At 64.4% G+C, this 21,256-nt stretch carries 21 protein-coding genes; 10 read left to right on the top strand and 11 right to left on the bottom strand.

Features of this window, described 5'->3' with window-relative positions; genetic code table 11:
* Positions 1 to 31: 31 nt before the first annotated feature.
* The 8 genes from G559_RS0122025 to G559_RS0121990 all read left to right on the top strand — a co-directional run bounded on the left by G559_RS0122025 (position 32) and on the right by G559_RS0121990 (position 9,745).
* Complete coding sequence (locus G559_RS0122025) at positions 32 to 1,162, top strand: aminomethyltransferase family protein (RefSeq protein ID WP_028630326.1); 1,131 nt, start codon at positions 32 to 34, stop codon at positions 1,160 to 1,162.
* A gap of 35 nt (positions 1,163 to 1,197) precedes the next feature.
* Complete coding sequence (purU, locus tag G559_RS0122020; protein ID WP_028630325.1) at positions 1,198 to 2,052, top strand: formyltetrahydrofolate deformylase; 855 nt, start codon at positions 1,198 to 1,200, stop codon at positions 2,050 to 2,052.
* Positions 2,049 to 2,960 (top strand): bifunctional methylenetetrahydrofolate dehydrogenase/methenyltetrahydrofolate cyclohydrolase FolD, encoded by a 912-nt coding sequence (folD, locus tag G559_RS0122015; protein WP_028630324.1) that lies wholly within the window; start codon positions 2,049 to 2,051, stop codon positions 2,958 to 2,960. Before purU ends, folD begins: the two co-directional genes overlap by 4 nt.
* Positions 2,957 to 4,327: an NAD(P)-binding domain-containing protein gene (locus G559_RS0122010; protein WP_028630323.1), complete on the top strand. Its 1,371-nt coding sequence runs from the start codon at positions 2,957 to 2,959 to the stop codon at positions 4,325 to 4,327. The genes folD and G559_RS0122010 overlap by 4 nt, the downstream gene beginning before the upstream one ends.
* A 133-nt stretch (positions 4,328 to 4,460) precedes the next feature.
* The gene (locus tag G559_RS0122005) at positions 4,461 to 6,806 is read left to right on the top strand and encodes a DUF1989 domain-containing protein (RefSeq protein WP_028630322.1); all 2,346 of its coding nucleotides are present in this window, start codon (positions 4,461 to 4,463) and stop codon (positions 6,804 to 6,806) included.
* A gap of 64 nt (positions 6,807 to 6,870) precedes the next feature.
* Entirely contained in the window at positions 6,871 to 7,857 is a 987-nt protein-coding gene (locus tag G559_RS31185) for a methyl-accepting chemotaxis protein (protein ID WP_028630321.1), read from the top strand.
* 315 nt (positions 7,858 to 8,172) lie between these two features.
* A complete protein-coding gene (locus tag G559_RS0121995) occupies positions 8,173 to 9,540 on the top strand; it encodes an ammonium transporter (RefSeq protein WP_028630320.1) in 1,368 nt (455 codons plus the stop codon).
* Positions 9,541 to 9,565: 25 nt separating this feature from the next.
* Complete coding sequence (locus tag G559_RS0121990) at positions 9,566 to 9,745, top strand: hypothetical protein (protein ID WP_028630319.1); 180 nt, start codon at positions 9,566 to 9,568, stop codon at positions 9,743 to 9,745.
* A gap of 198 nt (positions 9,746 to 9,943) precedes the next feature.
* On the opposite strand, the gene G559_RS0121985 is transcribed toward G559_RS0121990, so the two are convergent.
* From G559_RS0121985 to glnT, 7 genes are all read right to left on the bottom strand, one after another.
* A complete protein-coding gene (locus G559_RS0121985; RefSeq protein WP_028630318.1) occupies positions 9,944 to 10,285 on the bottom strand; it encodes a DMT family transporter in 342 nt (113 codons plus the stop codon).
* Positions 10,286 to 10,362: 77 nt separating this feature from the next.
* The gene (locus G559_RS0121980; RefSeq protein WP_028630317.1) at positions 10,363 to 10,701 is read right to left on the bottom strand and encodes a P-II family nitrogen regulator; all 339 of its coding nucleotides are present in this window, start codon (positions 10,699 to 10,701) and stop codon (positions 10,363 to 10,365) included.
* 11 nt (positions 10,702 to 10,712) lie between these two features.
* Positions 10,713 to 12,032 carry an ammonium transporter gene (locus G559_RS0121975; RefSeq protein ID WP_028630316.1) on the bottom strand — a complete coding sequence of 440 codons (1,320 nt, stop codon included), beginning with the start codon at positions 12,030 to 12,032 and terminating at the stop codon, positions 10,713 to 10,715.
* A gap of 498 nt (positions 12,033 to 12,530) precedes the next feature.
* A complete protein-coding gene (locus G559_RS0121970; RefSeq protein ID WP_028630315.1) occupies positions 12,531 to 13,853 on the bottom strand; it encodes an FMN-binding glutamate synthase family protein in 1,323 nt (440 codons plus the stop codon).
* 20 nt (positions 13,854 to 13,873) lie between these two features.
* Positions 13,874 to 14,548, bottom strand: a complete 675-nt coding sequence (locus G559_RS0121965) for a GltB/FmdC/FwdC-like GXGXG domain-containing protein (protein ID WP_028630314.1) — start codon at positions 14,546 to 14,548, stop codon at positions 13,874 to 13,876.
* Between the two features lie 11 nt (positions 14,549 to 14,559).
* Positions 14,560 to 15,459, bottom strand: a complete 900-nt coding sequence (locus G559_RS0121960) for a class II glutamine amidotransferase (protein WP_028630313.1) — start codon at positions 15,457 to 15,459, stop codon at positions 14,560 to 14,562.
* Positions 15,460 to 15,498: 39 nt separating this feature from the next.
* Positions 15,499 to 16,833, bottom strand: coding sequence for a type III glutamate--ammonia ligase (glnT, locus tag G559_RS0121955; RefSeq protein WP_028630312.1), 1,335 nt, complete (start codon positions 16,831 to 16,833; stop codon positions 15,499 to 15,501).
* Between the two features lie 356 nt (positions 16,834 to 17,189).
* Between glnT and G559_RS0121945 the strand changes: the two genes are divergently transcribed.
* Positions 17,190 to 17,783, top strand: a complete 594-nt coding sequence (locus tag G559_RS0121945) for a helix-turn-helix domain-containing protein (RefSeq protein ID WP_028630311.1) — start codon at positions 17,190 to 17,192, stop codon at positions 17,781 to 17,783.
* Positions 17,784 to 17,913: 130 nt separating this feature from the next.
* Here G559_RS0121945 and G559_RS29655 read toward each other — a convergent pair whose 3' ends face one another.
* Both G559_RS29655 and G559_RS0121935 read right to left on the bottom strand, forming a co-directional pair.
* Positions 17,914 to 18,348: a helix-turn-helix domain-containing protein gene (locus tag G559_RS29655; protein WP_245586529.1), complete on the bottom strand. Its 435-nt coding sequence runs from the start codon at positions 18,346 to 18,348 to the stop codon at positions 17,914 to 17,916.
* Positions 18,345 to 18,854 carry a hypothetical protein gene (locus G559_RS0121935; RefSeq protein WP_028630309.1) on the bottom strand — a complete coding sequence of 170 codons (510 nt, stop codon included), beginning with the start codon at positions 18,852 to 18,854 and terminating at the stop codon, positions 18,345 to 18,347. Before G559_RS0121935 ends, G559_RS29655 begins: the two co-directional genes overlap by 4 nt.
* Positions 18,855 to 19,138: 284 nt before the next feature.
* Here G559_RS0121935 and G559_RS0121930 point away from each other — a divergent pair, with 284 nt between their 5' ends.
* Positions 19,139 to 19,882, top strand: coding sequence for a class I SAM-dependent DNA methyltransferase (locus G559_RS0121930; RefSeq protein WP_028630308.1), 744 nt, complete (start codon positions 19,139 to 19,141; stop codon positions 19,880 to 19,882).
* A 63-nt stretch (positions 19,883 to 19,945) separates the two neighbouring features.
* Here the strand turns inward: G559_RS0121930 and G559_RS0121925 are convergent, their stop codons facing one another.
* Both G559_RS0121925 and G559_RS0121920 read right to left on the bottom strand, forming a co-directional pair.
* Complete coding sequence (locus G559_RS0121925; protein WP_028630307.1) at positions 19,946 to 20,635, bottom strand: GNAT family N-acetyltransferase; 690 nt, start codon at positions 20,633 to 20,635, stop codon at positions 19,946 to 19,948.
* Positions 20,636 to 20,964: 329 nt separating this feature from the next.
* A partial coding sequence (locus G559_RS0121920; RefSeq protein WP_028630306.1) for an integrase core domain-containing protein occupies positions 20,965 to 21,256 on the bottom strand: 292 nt, incomplete at its 5' end.

Genomic DNA, 21,256 nt, shown 5'->3' with positions numbered 1-21,256 from the left:
CATAGAACAACCACGACAAGAGGATTCCCCCATGGCTCACTCATGGCGCATCAGCGCGCTCCGCGAACGCCACCTGGCACTTGGTTCGAACCTGGAAGACTGGAACGGCATGGGCACCGCCTGGACCTATGCCAGCGACCTCGCCGACCACCACGAGGCCATCCGCACCCGCGCCGGGCTGATGGATGTGTCCGGCCTGAAGAAAGTGCACTACGTCGGCCCGCATGCCGAAAGCCTGCTGGAGTACGCCACCACCCGTGACATCAGCAAGCTGTATCCGGGCAAATCGGTCTACGCCTGCATGCTCGATGAAGACGGCACGTTCATCGACGACTGCATCGTCTACCGCACCGGCCCCAACGCCTTCATGGTGGTGCATGGTGCCGGCAGCGGCCACGAAGTGCTGATCCGCTCGGCCCAGGGCCGCCAGGTGGCGGTGCTGTTCGACGACGACCTGCACGACCTGTCCCTGCAAGGGCCGCGCGCCGTGGACTTTCTCGCCGAGCACGTGCCGGGCATCCGCGACCTGCCCTACTTCCACCACATCCAGACCAAGCTGTTCGACCGCCCGGTGATGATCTCCCGCACCGGCTACACCGGCGAGCGTGGCTACGAGATCTTCTGCAAGGCCGCCGATGCCCCGGCCATCTGGGACGGCATCCTGGAGAAGGGCAAGGACCTCGGCATCATCCCCTGCGCCTTCACCGCGCTGGACTGGCTGCGGGTGGAGAGCTACCTGCTGTTCTTCCCCTACGACAACTCGCAGATGTACCCCTTCGCCGACCAGAAAGCCGGCGACACCCTGTGGGAACTGGGCCTGGACTTCACCGTATCGCCCGGCAAGCAGGACTTCCGTGGCGCCGGCGAGCACTACCGGCTGGAGGGCCAGGAGCGCTTCAAGATCTTCGGCGTGCTGCTCGACGGCCACATCGCCGCGCAGAACGGCGACACCCTCTGGCACGAAGGCCGCCAGGTCGGCGTCATCACCTGCGCCATGTACTCGCGCCTCACCGAACGCTCCATGGCCATTGCCCGTGTCGAGCCACAGATCGCCGAGCAGGGCGTGCCCCTGGAAGTGCGCGGCAGCCTGCAAGCCAAGGCCATCGCCCACACGCTGCCGTTCGACGACCCCGAGAAAAAGAAGCGCACCGCCAAAGGCTGAGCGCGCCGTTCCTTGCCTGCACGAGAGCAACCGACATGAATCACTACATCCTCAAGATCAGCTGCCCGGCCACCTCCGGCATTGTCGCCGCGGTCACCACCTACCTCGCCGGGCGGCAGTGCTACCTGAGCGAGCTGGCGCAGTTCGACGACGAATACACCGGGCGCTTCTTCATGCGCGCGGTGTTCCGCTTCAACACCGGCGCCAAGCCGGACATCGACGCCCTGCGCCAGGGTTTCGACGACGTGGCCGTGCCCTTCGAGATGGACTGGGAGCTGTTCGAAGGCAACCGCCCCATGCGCGTGCTGCTGATGGTGAGCAAGTACGACCATTGCCTCACCGACCTGCTCTACCGCCACCAGAAGGGCGAGATGGACATGCAGATTACCGCCATCGTCTCCAACCATCTGGACCTGCGGCCGATGGCCGAGCGCGAGGGCATCCGCTTCATCTACCTGCCGGTGACCCGCGACACCAAGGCCCAGCAGGAAGCGGCGCTGATGAAGATCGTCGACGAAACGCAGACCGAGCTGGTGGTCCTCGCGCGCTACATGCAGATCCTCTCCGATGACCTGTGCAAGCAGCTCTCCGGCCGCGCCATCAACATCCACCATTCCTTCCTGCCCGGTTTCAAAGGCGCCAAGCCCTATCACCAGGCCTATGAGCGCGGCGTGAAGCTGATCGGCGCCACCGCGCACTACGTCACCTCGGACCTCGACGAAGGCCCGATCATCGAGCAGGAAGTCCAGCGCGTGGACCACGCCTACCTGCCCGATGACCTCGTCGCCATCGGCCGGGACACCGAGACGGTCGCACTCTCCAAGGCGCTGAAGTACCACCTGGAACACCGCGTGTTCCTCAACGGCGACAAGACGGTGATCTTCCGATGAACGCCGTCCTGCCTCCCACGCTCATCGATGGCAAGGCGGCGGCCGCGCGGGTGCTGGCCGAAGTCGGTAGCGAAGTCCTCACCCTCAAGGCCAGCGGCATTGCACCGGCCCTGGCCGTGGTGCTGGTCGGCCAGGACCCGGCCAGCCAGGTCTACGTGCGCAACAAGGTGCTGCGTGCCGAGGAATGCGGTATTCGTTCGCTGGAGCACAAGCTGCCAGCCGAGACGCAAGAGGCCGACCTGCTGGCACTTATCCACAGCCTGAATGCCGACGACAGCGTGCATGGCATCCTCGTGCAACTGCCGCTGCCGGCGCACATCGACGAAACCCGCGTGCTGCAAGCCATCGACCCGCTGAAGGACGTCGACGGCTTCCACGCCGAAAACGTCGGCGGCCTCAGCCAGGGCCGCGAGGTACTCACGCCCTGCACCCCGGCTGGTTGCCTGCGTCTGTTGCAGGACACTTGCGGCGACCTATCCGGCCAGCACGCGGTGGTCATCGGCCGCTCCAACATCGTCGGCAAGCCGATGGCCGCGCTGCTGTTGAAAGCCCATTGCTCGGTGACGGTGGTGCATTCGAGGAGCACCAACCTGCGCGAGTTGTGCCGGCAGGCCGACATCGTCGTCGCCGCCGTCGGCCGTCCGCGCCTGGTGGATGCCGACTGGCTGAAGCCCGGCGCGGTGGTCATCGATGTGGGCATCAACCGCATCGAGGAAGACGGCCGTTCGAAGCTGGTGGGTGACGTGGATTTCGACAGCGCCCTCACCCGCGCCGCCGCCATCACCCCGGTTCCCGGTGGCGTCGGCCCCATGACCATCGCCTTCCTGATGAAGAACACCCTGGCCGCGGCGCGACTCCAGCACCCGGCCACCGGCCTGCCCCTATCTACTGTGGAGAACCCAGCATGAAACAACGAGTCGCCATCATCGGCGCCGGCCCCTGCGGCCTCGCCCAGTTGCGTGCCTTCCAGTCAGCCCATGCCCAGGGCGCCGATATTCCCGAGCTGGTCTGCTTCGAGAAGCAATCGGACTGGGGCGGCATGTGGAACTACACCTGGCGCACCGGCCTGGACGAACACGGCGAGCCGGTGCACGGCAGCATGTACCGCTACCTCTGGTCCAACGGGCCGAAGGAATGCCTGGAGTTCGCCGACTACAGCTTCGACGAACACTTCGGCCGCCCCATGGGCTCCTACCCGCCCCGCGAAGTGCTCTGGGACTACATCAAGGGCCGCGTGGAGAAAGCCGGCGTGCGCCCGTACATCCGCTTCAACACCACGGTGCGCGGGGTGACCTGGGACGCCGCCAGCGGCACCTTCGAAGTCACCGCCCACAGCTACGAGCAGGACCTGACCTACAGCGAAACCTTCGACTACGTGGTGGTCGCCAGCGGCCACTTCTCCACCCCCAACGTGCCCTACTTCGAAGGCTTCGAAAGCTTCGGCGGCCGCGTGCTGCACGCCCATGACTTCCGCGATGCGCTGGAATTCAAGGGCAAGGACGTGCTCATCGTCGGCGGCAGCTATTCGGCTGAGGACATCGGCTCGCAGTGCTTCAAATACGGCGCCCGCACCATCACCAGTTGCTACCGCAGCGCGCCCATGGGCTACCAGTGGCCGGAGAACTGGGAAGAGAAACCGCTGCTCACCCATGTGAAAGGCAGCACCGCGTTCTTCTCCGACGGCAGCAGCAAGCACATCGACGCCATCATCCTCTGCACCGGCTACAAGCATCACTTCCCCTTCCTGCCGGAAGAACTGCGCCTGAAGACCAGCAACCGCCTCTGGCCACTGAACCTCTACAAGGGCGTGTTCTGGGAGCAGAACCCCAGGCTGATCTACCTCGGCATGCAGGACCAGTGGTACAGCTTCAACATGTTCGACGCCCAGGCCTGGTACGCCCGCGACGTCATCCTCGGCCGCATCGCCCTGCCCGAGCAGGCCACCATGAACGCCGAAGACCGGGCCTGGCGCCAGGAAGAGGAAACCCTGGAAAGCGCCCAGGCAATGTTCGAATTCCAGGGCGAGTACATCCGCCAGCTGATCGAAGCCACCGACTACCCGACCTTCGACATCGCCGAGGTGAACCGGACCTTCCTGCAATGGAAGAAGGACAAATACGAAAACATCATGGGCTACCGCGACAAGTGCCACCGCTCGCTGATCACCGGCACCCTGGCGACTGCGCACCACACGCCCTGGCTGGAAGCCCTGGACGACTCGCTGGCCGCCTACCTGGCCGACAAGCCGACCGATCAGTTGAAGACAGCGAGCTGACGACTGCCCAAGCCGAGACCGGACCGTAGGGTGGGCTTCAGCCCACCAGATAAGGCCCACGTGGGCTGACACCACCCCACCCTTCCGGTTCGGCCCGCACAGCACCTGGTTTTCCTTGCGTGGAGCCCACAGCATGAACCTGCCCGTGATATCCCGGCCGCTGGAGCCGGCCCTGTTCGCCCGAGCCCCGGGCCTGGAACGCCACCGCGTCGCGCCCGCCGGGTTGACCGTCGTGGCCCTGGACGCGGGGGACCGGCTGGAGGTGATCGACCTCGAAGGCAACCAGGCCGCCGAGCTGCTGGCCTTCGCCGACAACGGCCGCGCGGCGCTCGCCGCCCTTGGTCTTGCGTCCAGCCCCGGCGCCGACTTCATCGCCCACCTGCTGCACGACGGCAGTCCGGAGGCCGCCCATGTCAGTACCGGATTGGTCAGGCGCGGAGTCGATTGCCGCCACCTGCCGCCCGCCGCGCCGCTCTGGCAGCCCGGCACGCCAGCCGGCTTCAACCGCAGTTTCAGCGCCAGCGAAGCGCTGCTGGTGATAGTCGCCGCACCGGGCGGCCAGACGCCGGTGGACAACCAGTGGCGCGCCAGCGAGCTGCGCCTCGTGATCCACCGCGCCAACCCGCGCCGCGTGCTGGCCCCACCACTGCCGGCGCCGCTGGGCGAGCTGGTGGATGAGTTCACCATCACCCCCGGCACCGCGCGGGACTACGTCGTCGGCGCCGGCCAGTACATCCAGGTGCTGGACGTCGCCGGGCGCCAGTGTTCGGACTTCGTCGCCTTCGACCGCCGTGGCCTCGATGCCGGCCGCGAGATCGACCTCGACCCCACCGTCACCCGCACCCTGAACGGCAACGCCTACCCCGGCCCCGGCCTGTTCAGCCGCTTTTTCGACCGCAACCTGCAGCCCATGCTGGAAGTGGTGCGCGACACCGTCGGCCGCCACGACACCTTCGCCCTGGCCTGCACCGCGCGCTACTACGAATCCCAGGGTTACTTCGGCCACGCCAACTGCAGCGACAACATCAGCCGCGCGGTGGCAAAGCACGGCGTGCAAGGCCGCGCCGGCTGGCCGGCGATCAACTTCTTCTTCAACACCGGGATGGACGCCCACCAGCACCTCACCCTCGACGAGCCCTGGTCGCGCCCCGGCGACTACGTGCTGCTGCGCGCCATGACCGACCTGGTCTGCGCCAGCAGTTCCTGCCCGGACGACATCGACCCGGCCAACGGCTGGCAGCCCACCGACATCCACATCCGCGTGTATTCCGAACAGGAGCGTTTCAGTATCGCCATGGCCACTCGCAAGACACCCGACGCCGACCCGGTGCTGACCCGCGAGAGCGGATTCCACCCCGGCACCTCCGCCCTCACCCGCCAGTTCGTCGACTACCGCGGCTTCTGGACACCGATGCAGTTCGACGGCTACGGCGCCCTCTCGGAGTACCACGGCTGCCGCGAAAAGGTGGCGGTGATGGACCTGTCCGCCCTGCGCAAGTTCGAGGTGCTCGGCCCCGACGCCGAAGCCCTGCTGGACCATTGCCTGACCCGCGACGTGCGCAAGCTCGCGGTGGGCCAGGTGGTGTACTCGGCCCTGTGTTTCGAGCACGGCGGCATGCTCGACGACGGCACGCTACTTCGTCTTGGCGCCGATGCATTCCGCTGGATTGGCGGCGAGGACTACGCCGGCGTCTGGCTGCGCGAGCAGGCCGAGAAGCTCGGCATGAAGGTGTGGATCAAGAGCGCCTCGGAGCAGATCCACAACATTGCCGTGCAAGGCCCGCTGGCCCGCACCCTGCTGAAAGACATGATCTGGACGCCGGGCACCCAACCCGCACTTGCAGACCTCGGCTGGTTCCGCTTCCTCGTCGGCCGCCTCGACGACTACAACGGCCCGCCGCTGATGGTCTCGCGCACCGGCTACACCGGCGAACTGGGCTATGAAATCTGGTGCCACCCCAGCGACGCCATGGCGGTGTGGAAGCGCCTCTGGCAGCTCAGCGAGCCGCTGGGGCTGGTGCCCCTGGGCCTGCACGCGCTGGACATGCTGCGCATCGAGGCCGGGCTGATCTTCGCCGGCTACGAATTCAACGACCAGACCGACCCCTTCGAGGCCGGCATTGGCTTCTGCGTGCCACTGAAAACCAAACAGGCCGACTTCATCGGCAAGGATGCACTGCTACGGCGCGGCGCCAACCCGCAGCACAAGCTGGTGGGGCTGGAACTGGAGGGCAACGAACCGGCCGCCCATGGCGACTGCGTACGCGTGGGCCGCGCCCAAGTCGGCGTCATCACCAGCGCCACCCGCTCACCGGTACTGGGCAAGAACATCGCCCTGTGCCGGCTGGACATCGGCTACTGCGCGCCGGGCACGGCGGTGGAAGTCGGCAAGCTGGATGGCCAGCAGAAGCGCATCCGCGCCACCGTCAGCGCCGGCACCGTGGCCTACGACCCGGAGAAGACCCGCGTGCGCAGCTGATGCAGCACTTGGTGAGGGATTTGCAGGAAGTCCCTCACCATCCATTGCCAAGGAGAATCGGCCGATGTGGTTCAGCAATGCCGCCAGCAACCTGGCCAATGAGCTCAGCCAGTGGCTCGACCAACTGTCCAGCGACCCAGGCGCGGCGTCCACGCCGCCCCAACTGCAACGCCAGCCCCGGCTGCTCAGCAGCCTGGAGCGGCTGCAACGCGACTGGCGTGAACTGCAGGGCATCCGCCGCCAGGCGGAGGACCAGCCCTCGCCGCCCTGCAGCGTCGAGGAATACGCCGCGCTCAGCCAACGGCTGGCCGCTGTCGAGGCGCAGAATGCCCGCTTGCAGGGCGAGCTGCAGGAACGCGAACAGCAGTTCGATGCCCTGGAAGCCGAACGGGAAAAATGGGACGAAGAGCGCAAGGTCTGGGAGCTGACCAAACGCACCCTCACCGAAGGCTGCTGGGCGATGAACGTGGTCAACGGCGACCCCGACCATCCGCAGAACCTGATCCGCTGGTCCGAGCAGTTCCGCGAACTCATCGGCTACCAGCACGACGAATTCCCCGATGGCTGGGACAGCTACTTCGGCGTGGTCAACCAGGACGATCTCAAAGCGGTGATGAAGGCCTTCAACGCCTCGATGGTGGACAGCAGCGGCGACGGTTTCTACGCGGTGGAGTACCGCATGCGCCACAAGACCCGAGGCGAAGTCTGGTTCCGCGAACGTGGCCGCTGCCTGCGCGACAGCCGTGGCCGGCTGCTGTACGTCACCGGCGCGGTGCGCGAGATCAGCGACGAGAAAGCCGCCGCCAACCTGCACGAACGTGAGCAGGCGAACATCCAGGCCACCTACGGGCAGATCGCCCAGGTGGCCGGGGTGATCCGGGGCATCGCCGAACAGACCAACCTGCTGGCGCTCAATGCCGCCATCGAAGCGGCCCGGGCAGGTGAACAAGGGCGCGGTTTCGCGGTAGTCGCGGACGAGGTGCGCAACCTGGCGCGGCGGACCCAGGAGTCGGTGCAGCAGATCCAGGCGATGCTGCAGCAGCATCGCTGAAAAAACGACCCAATTTCAGGCGTGTTGCCGGGAGGATGACTACAAACGGGGCATTCAAGCCCAGCCCGCACGATGGGTCGGGCGGCGTTCGCGAGCCGGCGAAACCCATCGATCCCCGGTGCTGGGTATCGCTCCGCTCGCGAAATGCCGCGCGAGCCAGGGGTAATGGCGCGATGCCAGACACTGGCACAAGGATTGCCTTTCCCAATACGCACTTTTCTTGCGCGGCGATAAAAACAAGAAGCCTCCAGGCACGTGTCCCACTCGATCTGCCAACCAACGCTATTCCAACGAATTCGTATCGAGGATTGAGTGATGGAAGAACAGAAAACACCGACCCTGGAGGAGTTGCAGGGTCTGATCGAGATGACCAACACGCTGAATATGGAAATATTCTACTGGTGGTGCATCGCCCTGATGATCCTGATCCACGCCGGCTTCCTGTCTTACGAGATAGGCGCTTCACGCCTGAAGAACGCACTGGCCGCCGGGGTGAAGAACATCCTCGCCTTCGGCTTCATCGTCCCCACCTTCTTCCTCTTCGGCTGGGCCATCTACAACGCCTTCCCCGACGGCTTCGTGCCGCGCATGGACGCCCTGAAGGCGGCGATGCCCTGGAGCCAGTCCATGGGCCCGAACATCAAGGACAACGCCACCGGCATCTTCTGGGGCGCCTTCGCCCTGTTCGCCGCCACCACCGGCTCCATCCTCTCGGGCGCCATCATCGAGCGTGCACGGATGAGCGCCTTCATCGTCATGACCATCCTGCTCGGCTCGGTGCTCTGGCTGTTCGGCGCCGCCTGGGGCTGGCACCCGCAAGGCTGGTTGACCGTGCAGTGGGGCTACCATGACGTCGGCGCCGCGGGCGTGGTCCACGTGATCGCCGGGTTCTTCGCCCTGGCGGTGGTGATCAACCTCGGTGCCCGCATCGGCCGCTTCAACCCGGACGGCAGCACCAACGCCATCGTCGGCCACAGCATGCCGATGAGCGTGGTGGGCCTGATGCTGATCATCGTCGGCTTCTTCGGCTTCCTCGGCGGCTGCATCATCTACAGCTCCGGCGCCCAATGGATCAACATCTACGGCGCCCCCACCACCCTCTCGGCCTTCGCCTTCAACACCCTGATGGGCTTTGCCGGCGGCCTGATCGGCGCCTACCTGACCACCCGCGAACCTTACTGGATGATGTCCGGCGGCCTGGTGGGGATCATCTCGGTGGCTCCGGGACTGGACCTCTACCACCCCGGCCTGGCCTACCTGATCGGCATGGGCGTCGCCGCCGTGGCACCGCTGGTGAATAACCTGCTGCTGAAGTTCCGCCTCGACGACGCCGTGGGCGCCTTCGCCGTGCATGGTTTCGGCGGCTTCGCGGGGCTTGTGATCAGCGGCGTGTTCCTCGCCGGCTACCCCAACGTGAACGACATGGCGCCCATCAGCTTCCTGGGCCAACTGGGCGGCGCCCTGGTCCTGGCGTCCCTCGGCTTCTTCCCGGGCTTTGCCATTTCCTACGCCCTGAAGAAAGCCGGCGTGCTGCGGGTTCCGGCCCATGCCGAAGAACGCGGCCTCGACCTCACCGAAGTACCGGCCCAGGCCTACCCGGAATGGACCGCTATCTACGGCGAGACGGTAAAGCCGAACGGCAGCGTGGAAACCACCCTGGTGGTGGAAACCAAGACCGCCTGACGACAACGACCCGAGGAGCATATCCATGAGCATCAGCACCTACGAAGGCGCCAGCGCCGTCTTCACCTATGCCAACAATCCCACTGTGCTTGGCGTCATCACCGTGGTGGTGATCGCCGCCACCCTCTACGCATTGGCCGCCACCTTCATCCACGAAAAGCACAGCTACGACTTGCCGGATGACGAATTGCCAAAACTGAAGTAACCCTCGCGCCGGCCACTGCACCCGTGGGATGGTGCGGGCGGCGTTCCGCCAGAGCGCAGCGAAACCCATCGAACAGTTGCCACACCGCTGTTGGGTTTCGTTCCTCTACCCAACCGACGCCACCACCCCGCCGCCCCACCCGGCGATGGCGGGGCCGGTAGCCCGGATGAAATCCGGGCTACGATCCTTCAGCACGCACTAGGCCACTTGCCCTTCGCCCACCAGCTTCAAGCCCACGATGCCGCCGATGATCATCACCAGGCACAGCCCGCGCATCATCCCCAGTTGCTCGCCCATGAACATCGTCGCGTAGGCCACGGTGCCCAGGGTGCCGATGCCTACCCAGACGGCGTAAGCCAGCCCCAGCGGCAGATCGCGCACCGCCAGGCTCAGCAGGTAGATGCTCAGCAGCAGGAAAAAGCCGCAATAGAGGCTCGGCCAGAGCCGGGTAAAGCCATCCGTACGCGGGATGATCGACGCATACAGCACCTCGCAGAGCCCCGCCAGGATCAGGAAACCCCATCCGTTCAACCATGCCATTCTTCACCTCTCCCTCTTGCCAAACCCCCAATGAAAGCGCCGACGCAATGCGTCGGCGCTTTGGGGTTGCCTTCTACTCAGAGCGCGTCTTCGCCCATCTCTCCGGTGCGTATCCGCACCACGCTCTCCAGGTCCTGGACGAACAACTTGCCGTCGCCGATCTTGCCCGTGTAGGCCGCCTTGAGAATGGCGTCCATGGCGGCCTGGCACAGCGCGTCGCTGACGACCAGTTCCAGCTTGATCTTGGGCAGCAGCTCCACCACGTACTCGGCCCCCCGGTAGACTTCCGAGTGGCCTTTCTGCCGGCCGTAGCCCTTGACCTCGGTGACGGTCACGCCGTTGACGCCGGCCTCAGTCAGCGCTTCGCGCACCTCGTCCAGGCGGAAGGGTTTGATGATTGCGGTAATGAGTTTCATGGCCATGATCCTCAGCTCGAGTACTTGTAGCCGACTTCGCCGTGGGCGGAGAGGTCCAACCCGTCCACCTCAGCCTCCTCGCCTACGCGCAGCCCGCCGCACAATGCCGAAGCCACCTTGAAGGCGATCAGGCTGGTCACGGCCGAGAAGAGGATGCTGAACAGGATGGCGCCGCCGTTGACCAGCAATTGGTCCACCAGATCGCGGCCTTCGGGGAAGCCCTGGCCACCGATGGCGGTGAGGGCGAATACCGGGGTCAGCAGGCCGCCGAGGATGCCGGCCACGCCATGCACGCCGAACACGTCGAAGGCATCGTCCAGGCCGATCATCGGCTTGAGCTTGTCCACCGACCAGACGCACACCGGTCCTGCGATCAGGCCGAGCAGGATGGCGCCCATGGGGCCGACATATCCACAGGCCGGGGTGATGGCGACCAAGCCGGCAATGGCACCGGATACCGCGCCGAACAGGCTCGGACGACCACGGTGTTGCCATTCCACCAGCATCCAGCCCAGCGCACCGGCGCAGCTGGCGAGCATGGTGTTGACCATCACCAGCATGGCGAAGCCGTTGGCGGCCAGCGCGCAGCCGCCGCAGAAGCCCAGCCAGCCCACCCACAGCAGCGAGCCGCCGGTAAGGGTCATGGTCATGTTGTGCGGGGCCAGTGTCTGGGTGCCGAAACCGCGCCGGCGGCCGAGCAGCCAGGCGCCCACCAGGGCGGCGATGCCGACGTTCAGGTGCACCACGTTGCCGCCGGCGAAGTCCTGCACGCCCAGGTTGAACACCCAGCCACCGCCCCAGGCCATGTGCGCCATGGGGATGTAGTTGATGGTCAGCCACACCGTCATGAACACCAGGACCGCGGCGAACTTCATGCGCTCGGCGAAGGCACCGACGATGATCGCCGGGGTGATGGCGGCGAACAGCAGCATGAACAGGAAGTACAGGTACTCGGGAATGGTGCCGACCACCGAATCCTTGGTGATGCCACTCATGAACAGCTTGTCCAGGCCGCCGATCACCGCCTGCAGCGAGCCGCCGTCGGTGAAGGTCAGGCTGTAACCGTAGATGGCGAACAGCACCGACATCAGCGAGGCGGTGCAGAACACCTGCATGAGGATCGACAGCACGTTCTTGGTCCGCGCCATGCCGCCGTAGAACAGCGCCAGGCCGGGCAGCGTCATCAGCAATACCACCAGTGAGCAGAGCGCCACGAACGCCGTGTCGCCGCTGTTGATCGCAGGTGCTGCGTCCTCCGCATTGGCGGCGAAACTGCCCAACAGAAGGGAAAGGCCGAACATACCGCGGCCCACATGTGAAAACCGGATCATTGCCTGCTGCCTCCAACCGACGGGGAAATTGGCCGGACCTCTGTCGGAAGAGCGGCCCGGCTTCGCGCCCCGAGGAAGGAGGCCGGAACTGCGCCTTTATCTTCCTGTGGGGCAACTTTGTTTCCCTACAGGCATAGCAATTGGCCTGCCAAGGTCGCAGCAAGCGCTTACATTTGTACTAAGTCGTTGAATGGGAAACGCTTTATTTCGCGGCTTGGAGAGGCAGTGGATATCGATGGCACGTCATAGCGCATTTTCTTGGTGCGAATTTGATTTTCCTGCCAATCAATAAAGCAATGCATTCACCAGGATGGTGCCCCGCCGCCCCGCGCAGTTTGTAGGCTGGGTAGAGCGGAGCGAAACCCATGCGGTTGGCGCTCGGGATTGATGGGGTTCGCAGGCTCGCGGAACGCCGCCCCCCCATCCTACGGACTCGGCCCAACCGAAAAAGAAAAAGGCCGGCGATCGCTCGCCGGCCTTCTTGCAACGCCTCCGGAGTCAGTAGCCCTGACCCGGAATCCAGCTGGTGCCGGCCAGGGGCACGCGGGCCATGGCGGCGGCTTCCACGGTCAACGCCACCAGGTCCTCGGGGTCGAGGTTGTGCAGGTGGGACTTGCCGCACGCCCGCGCCATGGTCTGGGCTTCCAGCACCAGCACGCGCAGGTAGTTGGCCAGGCGGCGGCCGGCTTCCACCGGGTCCAGGCGCTTGGACAGTTCCGGGTCCTGGGTGGTGATGCCGGCCGGGTCGCGGCCGTTCTGCCAGTCGTCGTAGTAACCGGCGGCGGAGCCGATTTTCTTCAGCTCTTCGTCCAGGCGCGGATGGTTGTCGCCCAGGGCGACCAGGGCGGCGGTGCCGATGGCCACGGCATCAGCGCCCAGGGCCATGGCCTTGGCCACGTCGGCGCCGTTGCGGATGCCGCCGGAGACGATCAGTTGCACCTTGCGGTGCATGCCCATCTCCTGCAGGGCCTGCACGGCTTGCGGGATGGCCGGGAGGATCGGGATGCCCACGTGCTCGATGAACACTTCCTGGGTGGCCGCAGTGCCGCCCTGCATGCCGTCGAGGACGATGACGTCAGCGCCGGCCTTCACCGCCAGCTTGACGTCGTAGTACGGGCGGCTGGCGCCGATCTTCACGTAGATGGGTTTTTCCCAGTCGGTGATCTCGCGCAGCTCGGCAATCTTGATCGCCAGGTCATCCGGGCCGGTCCAGTCCGGGTGACGGCAGGCGCTGCGCTGGTCGACGCCGATGGGCAGGGTGCGCATGCCGGCGACGCGCTCGGTCACCTTCATGCCCAGCAGCATGCCGCCGCCACCCGGCTTGGCGCCCTGGCCGAGGACGATCTCGATGGCGTCGGCCTTGCGCAGGTCGTCGGGGTTCATGCCGTAGCGCGACGGCAGGTACTGGTACACCAGGTGCTGCGACTGGCCGCGCTCTTCCGGGGTCATGCCGCCGTCGCCAGTGGTGGTGCTGGTGCCGGCGATGCTGGCGCCACGGCCGAGGGCTTCCTTGGCGTTGGCCGACAGCGCGCCGAAGCTCATGCCGGCGATGGTCACCGGGATTTTCAGATGGATCGGCTTCTTGGCGAAACGCGTGCCTAGTACGACGTCGGTGCCGCACTTCTCGCGGTAGCCTTCCAGCGGGTAGCGCGACACGGAGGCACCGAGCAGCAGCAGGTCGTCGAAGTGCGGCAGCTTGCGCTTGGTGCCGCCGCCACGGATGTCATAGATGCCGGTTTCGGCGGCACGCTGGATTTCCTGGATGGTCAGACGGTCGAAGGTGGCGGATTCGCGCAGCACCGGAGTGTGTTTTTCGCTCATGGAATTGTCCTCGCTGCGGATCAGTACGCGGATGCGTTATCGACTTTGAAGTTGTACAGCTGGCGAGCCGAGCCGTAGCGCTTGAAGCTGGCCGGGTCTTCGTTGAAGCCCGCGCGGTTGAGCAGTTCCTGCAGTTCTTCCAGGTGCTCGGCGCGCATCTCTTTCTCGATGCAGTCCGAACCCAGCGACTTGACCGTGCCCTTCACGTAGATGCGGGTTTCGTAGAGCGAATCGCCCAGCGCATCGCCGGCATCGCCACAGACCACCAGGCGCCCGGCCTGGGCCATGAAGCAGCTCATGTGGCCGATGCTGCCGCCGACCACGATGTCGACGCCCTTCATGGAGATGCCGCAGCGCGCGCCGGCATCGCCCTCGATCACCAGCAGCCCGCCGTGGGCGGTGGCGCCGGCGGCCTGGGAGGCACTGCCCTTCACCCGCACCGAGCCGGACATCATGTTCTCCGCCACGCCAACGCCGACGTTGCCGTGCACGGTGACGCTGGCCTTCTGGTTCATGCCCGCGCAGTAGTAGCCGGCGTGGCCCTGGATATCGATGCTCACGGCCTGGTTCACGCCCACGGCCAGGTTGTGCTTGCCGTCCGGGTGGGTGACGACCCACTCGCGGTCCTGCATTTCGCCATGCAGGGACTGGTTCAGTTCACGCACGGAGGCGCTGGAAAGATCGATCGTTTTCATGTGCGTGCTCCTCAGGCGCGTTCCCAGATGTACATGGTGGCCGGCTCCGGCTCCCACACTTTGGCTTTGTCGATGCCGGGCAGACTGGCCAGCGCCTGGTACTCCGAGGCCATGGCCACGTAGTCGTCGGTCTCGGCGAGGATGGCCGGCTTGCAGGCGATCGGGTCGCGGATCACCGCGAAGCCATTGCGGGTGCCGATGGCGAAGGTGAAGAAGCCGTCGAGGTCTTCCAGGGACTTGTCCAGCGCTTCCTTCAGGCTGTCGCCCTGCTGCAGGCACCAGGTCAGGTAGCCGGCGGCCACTTCGGTGTCGTTCTCGGTTTCGAAGGTGATGCCCTGGCGCTTGAGTTCCTGGCGCAGGCGGAAGTGGTTGGACAGCGAGCCGTTGTGCACCAGGCAAAGGTCGGCGCCGGTGGAGAACGGGTGGCTGCCTTCCATGGTCACCGCACTTTCGGTGGCCATGCGGGTGTGGCCGATGATGTGGCTGCCCTTCATGTTCGCGAGGCCGAAGCGCTCGGAAATTTCCTTCGGCAGGCCCATGCCCTTGAGGATCTCGATGCTCTGGCCGGCGCTCATGATGCGCACGTCGGGGGCGAGGTCAGCGAGGGCGGCGCGTACGCGCTCTTCATCGCAGTTGACCTTGAGCACCGCGGCGCTGGCGTTCTGGAACCAGTCCAGCGAGCAGCCCAGGCGGCCTTCCAGCGATCCCATCAGGTGCTTCCAGCCGTAGTCGGCCTCGATGGCCTGCAGGGTCAGCTTGACCCAGCCGTCGGCCACTTCATCACCGTAGATGGCGAAGCCGGCGCTGTCCGGACCGCGGTCGGTCATGGCTTCGAGCATGGGTTCGAACAGTTTGCCGAGCTGGCCTTCCAGCTCGGGCTTCTTCAGGTAAAGACCTACGATTCCGCACATGGCGTGTCTCCTCGGGGCAGGTAAATGGGCGACGGGCTGTCAGAAAAATTCGGTGTAGCGCTGGATCTCCCAGTCGGAGACATGGCGGCTGTACTCCACCCACTCCATGCGCTTCTGCTTGATGAATTCGTCGACGATTTCGGGGCCGAGCACCTCGCGGAACAGCGGGTCGGCTTCCAGGGCGTCGGTGGCTTCCTTGAGCGACTGCGGCAGGGTCTTGATGCCGCGCGCGGCGATCTCTTCGAGGCTCAGGTTGTAGAGGTTCTCGTTGCAGATCGTGTCCGGCTCCAGCTGACGGTCGATGCCGTCCAGGCCAGCGGCGATGATCGCGGCGGTGACCAGGTAGGGGTTGCAGCCGGCATCCGGCAGGCGGAATTCCAGGCGGCCGTAGGGCACGCGCACCATGGCCGAGCGGTTGTTGGCACCGAAGGCGATGAAGGCCGGCGCCCAGGTCGCACCGGAGAGCGAGCGCCCCACCACCAGGCGCTTGTAGGAGTTGACCGTGGGCGCGGCGAAGGCGCACAGGGCCGGGCCGTGGGCCAGCAGGCCGGCGGCGAAGTGGTAGGCCATTTTCGACAGGCCCATGCCGCTAGGGTCGTTCGGGTCGTGGAAGAGGTTCTTGTTGCTGGCGCTGGCAATGGACAGGTGGAAGTGCATGCCGTTGCCGGCGCGCTTCGGGTCGGGCTTGGGCATGAAGGAGCAGATCATGCCCATGTCGTTGGCGATCTCGCCGGCGGCCATGCGGAAGAAGGTGAAGCGGTCCGCCGATTCCATGGCGTCGCTGTAGGTGTAGTTGATCTCGAACTGGCCGTTCGCGTCTTCGTGGTCGATCTGGTAGATGTCGAAGCCCACCGGTTGCAGGGCTTCGGTCAGTCGCTCGAGGAATTCGCGGGAGCGCGACAGGCCTTTGTAGTCGTAGCAGGGCTTGTCCAGGTTGTCGGTGGCGTCCACCAGTTGCAGCTTGCCGTCGGCGCCACGGCGGAACAGGCTGAATTCCGGCTCCAGGCCGGTGTTCAGGGTCCAGCCCTTGTCCGAGAGACGCTGGACCTGTTGTTGCAGCACGTAGCGGGTGTCGTACGCCCAGGGCTTGCCTTCCACGTGGCCGATGCACACCACCCGGCCGTAGCCCGGCTGCCAGGGCACCGGGATCAGGGTGGAGAGGTCGCCACGGGCCATGAAGTCCGGACCATGCGGTTCCATGCCCATGCCGCTGATGGCGAAACCGGCGAACCCGGCACCGTCCTCGGCCACCGCCTTGAGGCCGGAAATCGGCACGGACTTGGTCTTCGCGGCGCCGTGGATATCGACGAACTGGGCCAGCACGTACTTGATGCCGTGCTGATCGATGATGCGCTGCGTTTCAGTTGGCAACATGGGTCTTCACTCCTGGAAAAGGGCAAGGCGGTCGTTGGATGGCAGGCGATCGAAGACGGGGCGGCGCACGACTGCCACCGGGGTCCGGATCGTCTGAATGAGCAGGTAGCGGTCGGGCTTTTTCATTGAATTCCACACAGGAAACTTAGTTTCCCATCAGGAATGCAAGCAGCTTGCCAATCTGAAAGGCGCGCAGAGGAAGAACTCGGTTTTGCGCCGAGCTACTGTTTATATGGGAAAATCCTTTTCACTGTGGGAAAGTCCAGAGCCTTGAACCGGGGCAGGACACCCGATCTCGCACTTTCTCAGTGCGAAATATAATTTCTTGAACTGAAACCGTGCAGGACTCACCGCCCATGACCACCGAAACCCCACCGCGCCTCCGCCTGGAGCAATACCTGGGCATGCAGATCAAGCGCCAGCGCCAGGCGCAGGAACTGAAGCTGGCGGACGTGGCCCGTATCGCCGGAATCAGTCAGGGCATGTTGAGCAAGATCGAGAACGCCCAGGTCTCCACCAGCCTGGATACCCTGAGCCGCCTCTGCGACGTGCTGGGCATGCCCATGTCCAAGCTGTTCAGCCAGTACGACCAGCCGGACGGCAACGCCATCCTGGTGAAGTCCGGCGAAGGCATGGAAGTGGTCCGCCGCGGCACCGAGAAAGGCCACACCTACCACCTGCTCAACCACACCCGTGGCCCGAAGAAAAACTTCGAGGCCTACATGGTGAGCATGGATGACGCGAGCGAGGAGTTCCCCACCTTCGCCCACCCCGGCACCGAGTTCCTCCACCTGCTGGAAGGCGAACTGGTGTACCGCCACGGCAACCAGCTGTACCACATGCAGGCCGGCGACAGCCTGACCTTCGACGGCGACGTACCCCACGGCCCGGAGAAGCTGCTGCAGGTGCCGATTCGCTTGCTGTCGGTGATGAACTACGGGAGCGAGTGATCGCCGGCCAACGCGAGGTGGGCTTGGGGTTTGGGCGTTGCCGCGCGAGGTGCTTCATCAGTCCGATGAAGTTCGAGCGGCGATGTGCGAGCAGTAGCGCTTAACGATCAGCTTCGGGACAGGCCATCACTCATTCGCTCGGGCCTTTGTCGCCCTCTTCGACCTTGCCCTTTGCAGCAGCGCGGAGAGTTGCAGTTCCGCTGAGCGGACCCGTTTGCTTGCGTTGAGGCTTGGCGCCGCGAGCCGGCGTTCTGGAAACAGGTTGCGGCTGCCCAAGCGGCGGCGCGTAAGTGGTCCTGGCCGCCAAGCACAGCCCCAGGCGCAGCCCGAACTTCCGCAGGATGCCGTCGATGGTATTGATGGTCGGATTAGCCTTGTCCTTCTCGATCTGGTACAGGGCCTTGGTCGACAGGGCGCACATGGTAGCGAAGGTGTCCTGATCGAGACCGGTCACCTCAAGCCGCAGTCGGCGAATAGCCGTTCCTAGGGTTTCCTCCCCCATCGCGTGCCGCATCATGATGTCGTCAATGAGCCGCTTGCGCTCTTCGTTGGTGATCGTTTTCATCGAAGACCCCATTCAGCCAGGCGCTTATCCAGATTGTTCAGCGGGATGGACGGCGCGCTTCTGATTTCCGCAGGAAGTTCGACCAGCAGATCCGGCAAAGCCCGAAACAGCTCAGCGGCTCCGCGCAGCCGCTCGAAGAGAATGTCCGGGCTGATCCAGTCCCCGAAGTACCCGCAGATCGCTCTCCAATCCGGGTTCCCCAAATGCTCGGGCACCCACTTGGTCACTCGCGTGACCCCTTCCGGGTCGAGCACCATCGGGGCGAGGTCGTAGACAAATGCGGGATGCCCCCTGCTATCGACCTGGTTCCAGTTCAGCGGAAGGTTCACGCTGATGGCCGGCTCGAATAGCGTCTCCATCTGCTCGATGAAGTCGAGCAAGTAGGGCTGCTCGTAGGACACCTTGCACGGCGGCTCTTGAGCCTTCACAGGGTCGGAGACTGAAAGCACCATGGCATCGCGCCAATGGCCTTCAACGTAGGTCTGGATCGTGAGATGTCCTGGCATGGGGTGCGCAAGCTAATCGGAACTATGATGCCGAATAACGTAGTTCGCTTCTCAGCTTCCAGCAATATAGTTCCGGTTTACACAGAATCAGCACGATAAATCGGCATTAAAATACCGAATAAGCCAGCCTGCAGCGTGATGAGGTTGGCGGGCGTGGCACCGAAAAGGGCCTCGCAAGGCAGCTGCTCGCAGCGGCTGGTGCGGGAAGTCTGTTTTCGGCGGGAAGCGCTCGGGGCTGAGGTACCATGCTGAGCCGAAACCTCCGTCGAACCCTCTGGCTGCTTATGTCCTCCAACGCGCTGTACACCGACCTGTCCACCTATTACGACCTGATGTGCGCCGACATCGACTACCGGGCGCAGAGCCACAGCGTGCGCCGGCTGCACCAGATATTCGGCAACCAAGGGAGCCGGCACCTGGATCTCGCCTGTGGCACCGGGCCGCACGTGCGCCATTTCCTCGACTTCGGCTACCGCAGTGCCGGCCTGGACATCAATCAGCCAATGCTGGATATCGCCCAGCTGCGCTGCCCCGAGGCACAGTTCAGTCGGCAGGACATGGCGAGCTTCCGAGTAGACGAGCCGCTGGATCTGATCACCTGCTTCCTCTACTCGATCCACTACAACGCCGGGCTGGAGCAGTTGCGGGCGTGCCTGGCCTGCGTGCACGGCGCGCTTGAGGAGAACGGCGTGTTCTGCTTCAACACGGTGGACAAGCGGCAGATAGACAACCGCTCATTTGTGCGCCACACCGTGGAGCACGAGGGCAGCCACTTCACCTTCGGTTCCGGCTGGTACTACAGCGGCGAGGGCGAGCAGCAGGCACTGCGCCTCAGCATCGAGAAGACCACGGCGGGTGTGACCCAGACCTGGCAGGACGAACATGCCATGGTCGCCCTGAGTTTCACCGAGCTTGAGCAACTACTGCAGCCGCACTTCGAGGTGCACGTCTTCGAGCATGACTACGAACGGATTACGCCCTGGGGCGGCACGTCCGGGAATGCATTGTTCGTCTGCGTGAAGCGCTAAGAACCGGCCAGCGATCTCTTGATCGCTGGCGCAGGAACAGCTGCAAGCTGGCCAATCTGGCCGTCAGTGAATCGTAGGGAAACGCTCTTTCACCAATGCCTGAGCCTGATGGGCCAACTGGTCGAGCAAGCGGTCGCGTTTATTCTCGGCCTCGCTCATGGCCTTCTTGCCGTGTTGCTGCACCAGGTAGGCATGGATCTGCCGCACTTCCTTGGATTGGAATATCGGGGCCAGATCCTGCACCGCCACCATGCCGTCCGAGCGGTGATCGCGGGTGTTCAGCAGCACGTGCGGCCCCTGCGCTGCCAGTACCTGAAACCCCATCGACTCGAAAGTCGGCACCTTGCTCGCCACGCAGGCCAGCTCGGCGTGGGGCCGACACTTGACCATCTGCTGCAACAAAGCCCGGGCAATACCGCGTCGGCGGTGGCTGGCCTTGACGGCCAAATAGGCCAGCGTGCAGGCCTCGGCATCATCCTGGCTAGGCAGGTACAGGGCAAAACCCAGCACCTGGGACGGATCTTCATCATCCAGGGCCAGGATCAACCGCGCGGTGCTATCCAGAGCGCTGTTCATGGCCTGCAGATACAGGTGCACCTCGTAGCCAATCACGTACTGATACAACTGATAGAGCGGATTGCTAGGCGTCAGCGACACCGGGCTGATGTCGCTGAAGTAGTCCACCACCATTTGTAGAACCTGACTCTTCAGAGATTCGGGCGGCGATGTGTCCAGGTTTACAAGGGTGAACATCTGAAGCTGGCTCCGGGCGTGCCCGATCGGGGGATCGGCGCGGGCGCCCATTGTAACGCCCGCGCGCATCGAGCGTTCTCGCCGCACGCCCATGGGTATGCCCAACCAGCGGGATACCGCCCTCATGCGCGGTGCGTTGAATAAATCGATTTTGACGTCCGTATTCGACCCATCCTGTTGAAAAACTCTCGCTGCAATTTCTGCCCGCGAAAGTGGGCGACTGACGTTGCAATCTGAACCAATGCCGGCGTTGATCTGTTGATCGCCCCTGTGCTGTCTGCCAGGCTGAATGAATCGCCCCGGCTTTTGTAGAGGCCGTTTCGTTTAAGTCAGGCCGCCATGGCCTGACCTGCTTGTTGCTGGTAGAAGTTTGCCTCAGCCTCCGCGGGCGGGATATATCCGATTGAGCTCAGCAAGCGTTGGTGGTTGTACCAGTGCACCCATTTCAAAGTCGCCATCTCAACAGCTTCGCGGCTCTTCCATGATTGACGGTAAATCAGCTCGGCCTTGTACAGCCCGTTGATGGTTTCGGCCAAGGCGTTGTCGTAGCTATCGCCCTTGCTGCCAACTGAGGGCTCAATGCCGGCCTCTGCCAGCCGCTCGGTGTAGCGAATAGAGACG

The organism is Metapseudomonas resinovorans DSM 21078 (genome assembly GCF_000423545.1).
Taxonomy (GTDB): domain Bacteria; phylum Pseudomonadota; class Gammaproteobacteria; order Pseudomonadales; family Pseudomonadaceae; genus Metapseudomonas; species Metapseudomonas resinovorans.
The sequence above is the reverse complement of the archived record's forward strand: the minus strand, read 5'-3'. Positions and strand labels throughout refer to the sequence as shown.

Bases quoted from the DNA above. Each gene is read 5' to 3' on its own strand.
- G559_RS0122025 (WP_028630326.1), top strand. From the start codon at position 32: ATGGCTCACTCATGGCGCATCAGCGCGCTCCGCGAACGCCACCTGGCA.
- purU (WP_028630325.1), top strand. From the start codon at position 1,198: ATGAATCACTACATCCTCAAGATCAGCTGCCCGGCCACCTCCGGCATT.
- folD (WP_028630324.1), top strand. From the start codon at position 2,049: ATGAACGCCGTCCTGCCTCCCACGCTCATCGATGGCAAGGCGGCGGCC.
- G559_RS0122010 (WP_028630323.1), top strand. From the start codon at position 2,957: ATGAAACAACGAGTCGCCATCATCGGCGCCGGCCCCTGCGGCCTCGCC.
- G559_RS0122005 (WP_028630322.1), top strand. From the start codon at position 4,461: ATGAACCTGCCCGTGATATCCCGGCCGCTGGAGCCGGCCCTGTTCGCC.
- G559_RS31185 (WP_028630321.1), top strand. From the start codon at position 6,871: ATGTGGTTCAGCAATGCCGCCAGCAACCTGGCCAATGAGCTCAGCCAG.
- G559_RS0121995 (WP_028630320.1), top strand. From the start codon at position 8,173: ATGGAAGAACAGAAAACACCGACCCTGGAGGAGTTGCAGGGTCTGATC.
- G559_RS0121990 (WP_028630319.1), top strand. From the start codon at position 9,566: ATGAGCATCAGCACCTACGAAGGCGCCAGCGCCGTCTTCACCTATGCC.
- G559_RS0121985 (WP_028630318.1), bottom strand. From the start codon at position 10,285: ATGGCATGGTTGAACGGATGGGGTTTCCTGATCCTGGCGGGGCTCTGC.
- G559_RS0121980 (WP_028630317.1), bottom strand. From the start codon at position 10,701: ATGAAACTCATTACCGCAATCATCAAACCCTTCCGCCTGGACGAGGTG.
- G559_RS0121975 (WP_028630316.1), bottom strand. From the start codon at position 12,032: ATGATCCGGTTTTCACATGTGGGCCGCGGTATGTTCGGCCTTTCCCTT.
- G559_RS0121970 (WP_028630315.1), bottom strand. From the start codon at position 13,853: ATGAGCGAAAAACACACTCCGGTGCTGCGCGAATCCGCCACCTTCGAC.
- G559_RS0121965 (WP_028630314.1), bottom strand. From the start codon at position 14,548: ATGAAAACGATCGATCTTTCCAGCGCCTCCGTGCGTGAACTGAACCAG.
- G559_RS0121960 (WP_028630313.1), bottom strand. From the start codon at position 15,459: ATGTGCGGAATCGTAGGTCTTTACCTGAAGAAGCCCGAGCTGGAAGGC.
- glnT (WP_028630312.1), bottom strand. From the start codon at position 16,833: ATGTTGCCAACTGAAACGCAGCGCATCATCGATCAGCACGGCATCAAG.
- G559_RS0121945 (WP_028630311.1), top strand. From the start codon at position 17,190: ATGACCACCGAAACCCCACCGCGCCTCCGCCTGGAGCAATACCTGGGC.
- G559_RS29655 (WP_245586529.1), bottom strand. From the start codon at position 18,348: ATGAAAACGATCACCAACGAAGAGCGCAAGCGGCTCATTGACGACATC.
- G559_RS0121935 (WP_028630309.1), bottom strand. From the start codon at position 18,854: ATGCCAGGACATCTCACGATCCAGACCTACGTTGAAGGCCATTGGCGC.
- G559_RS0121930 (WP_028630308.1), top strand. From the start codon at position 19,139: ATGTCCTCCAACGCGCTGTACACCGACCTGTCCACCTATTACGACCTG.
- G559_RS0121925 (WP_028630307.1), bottom strand. From the start codon at position 20,635: ATGTTCACCCTTGTAAACCTGGACACATCGCCGCCCGAATCTCTGAAG.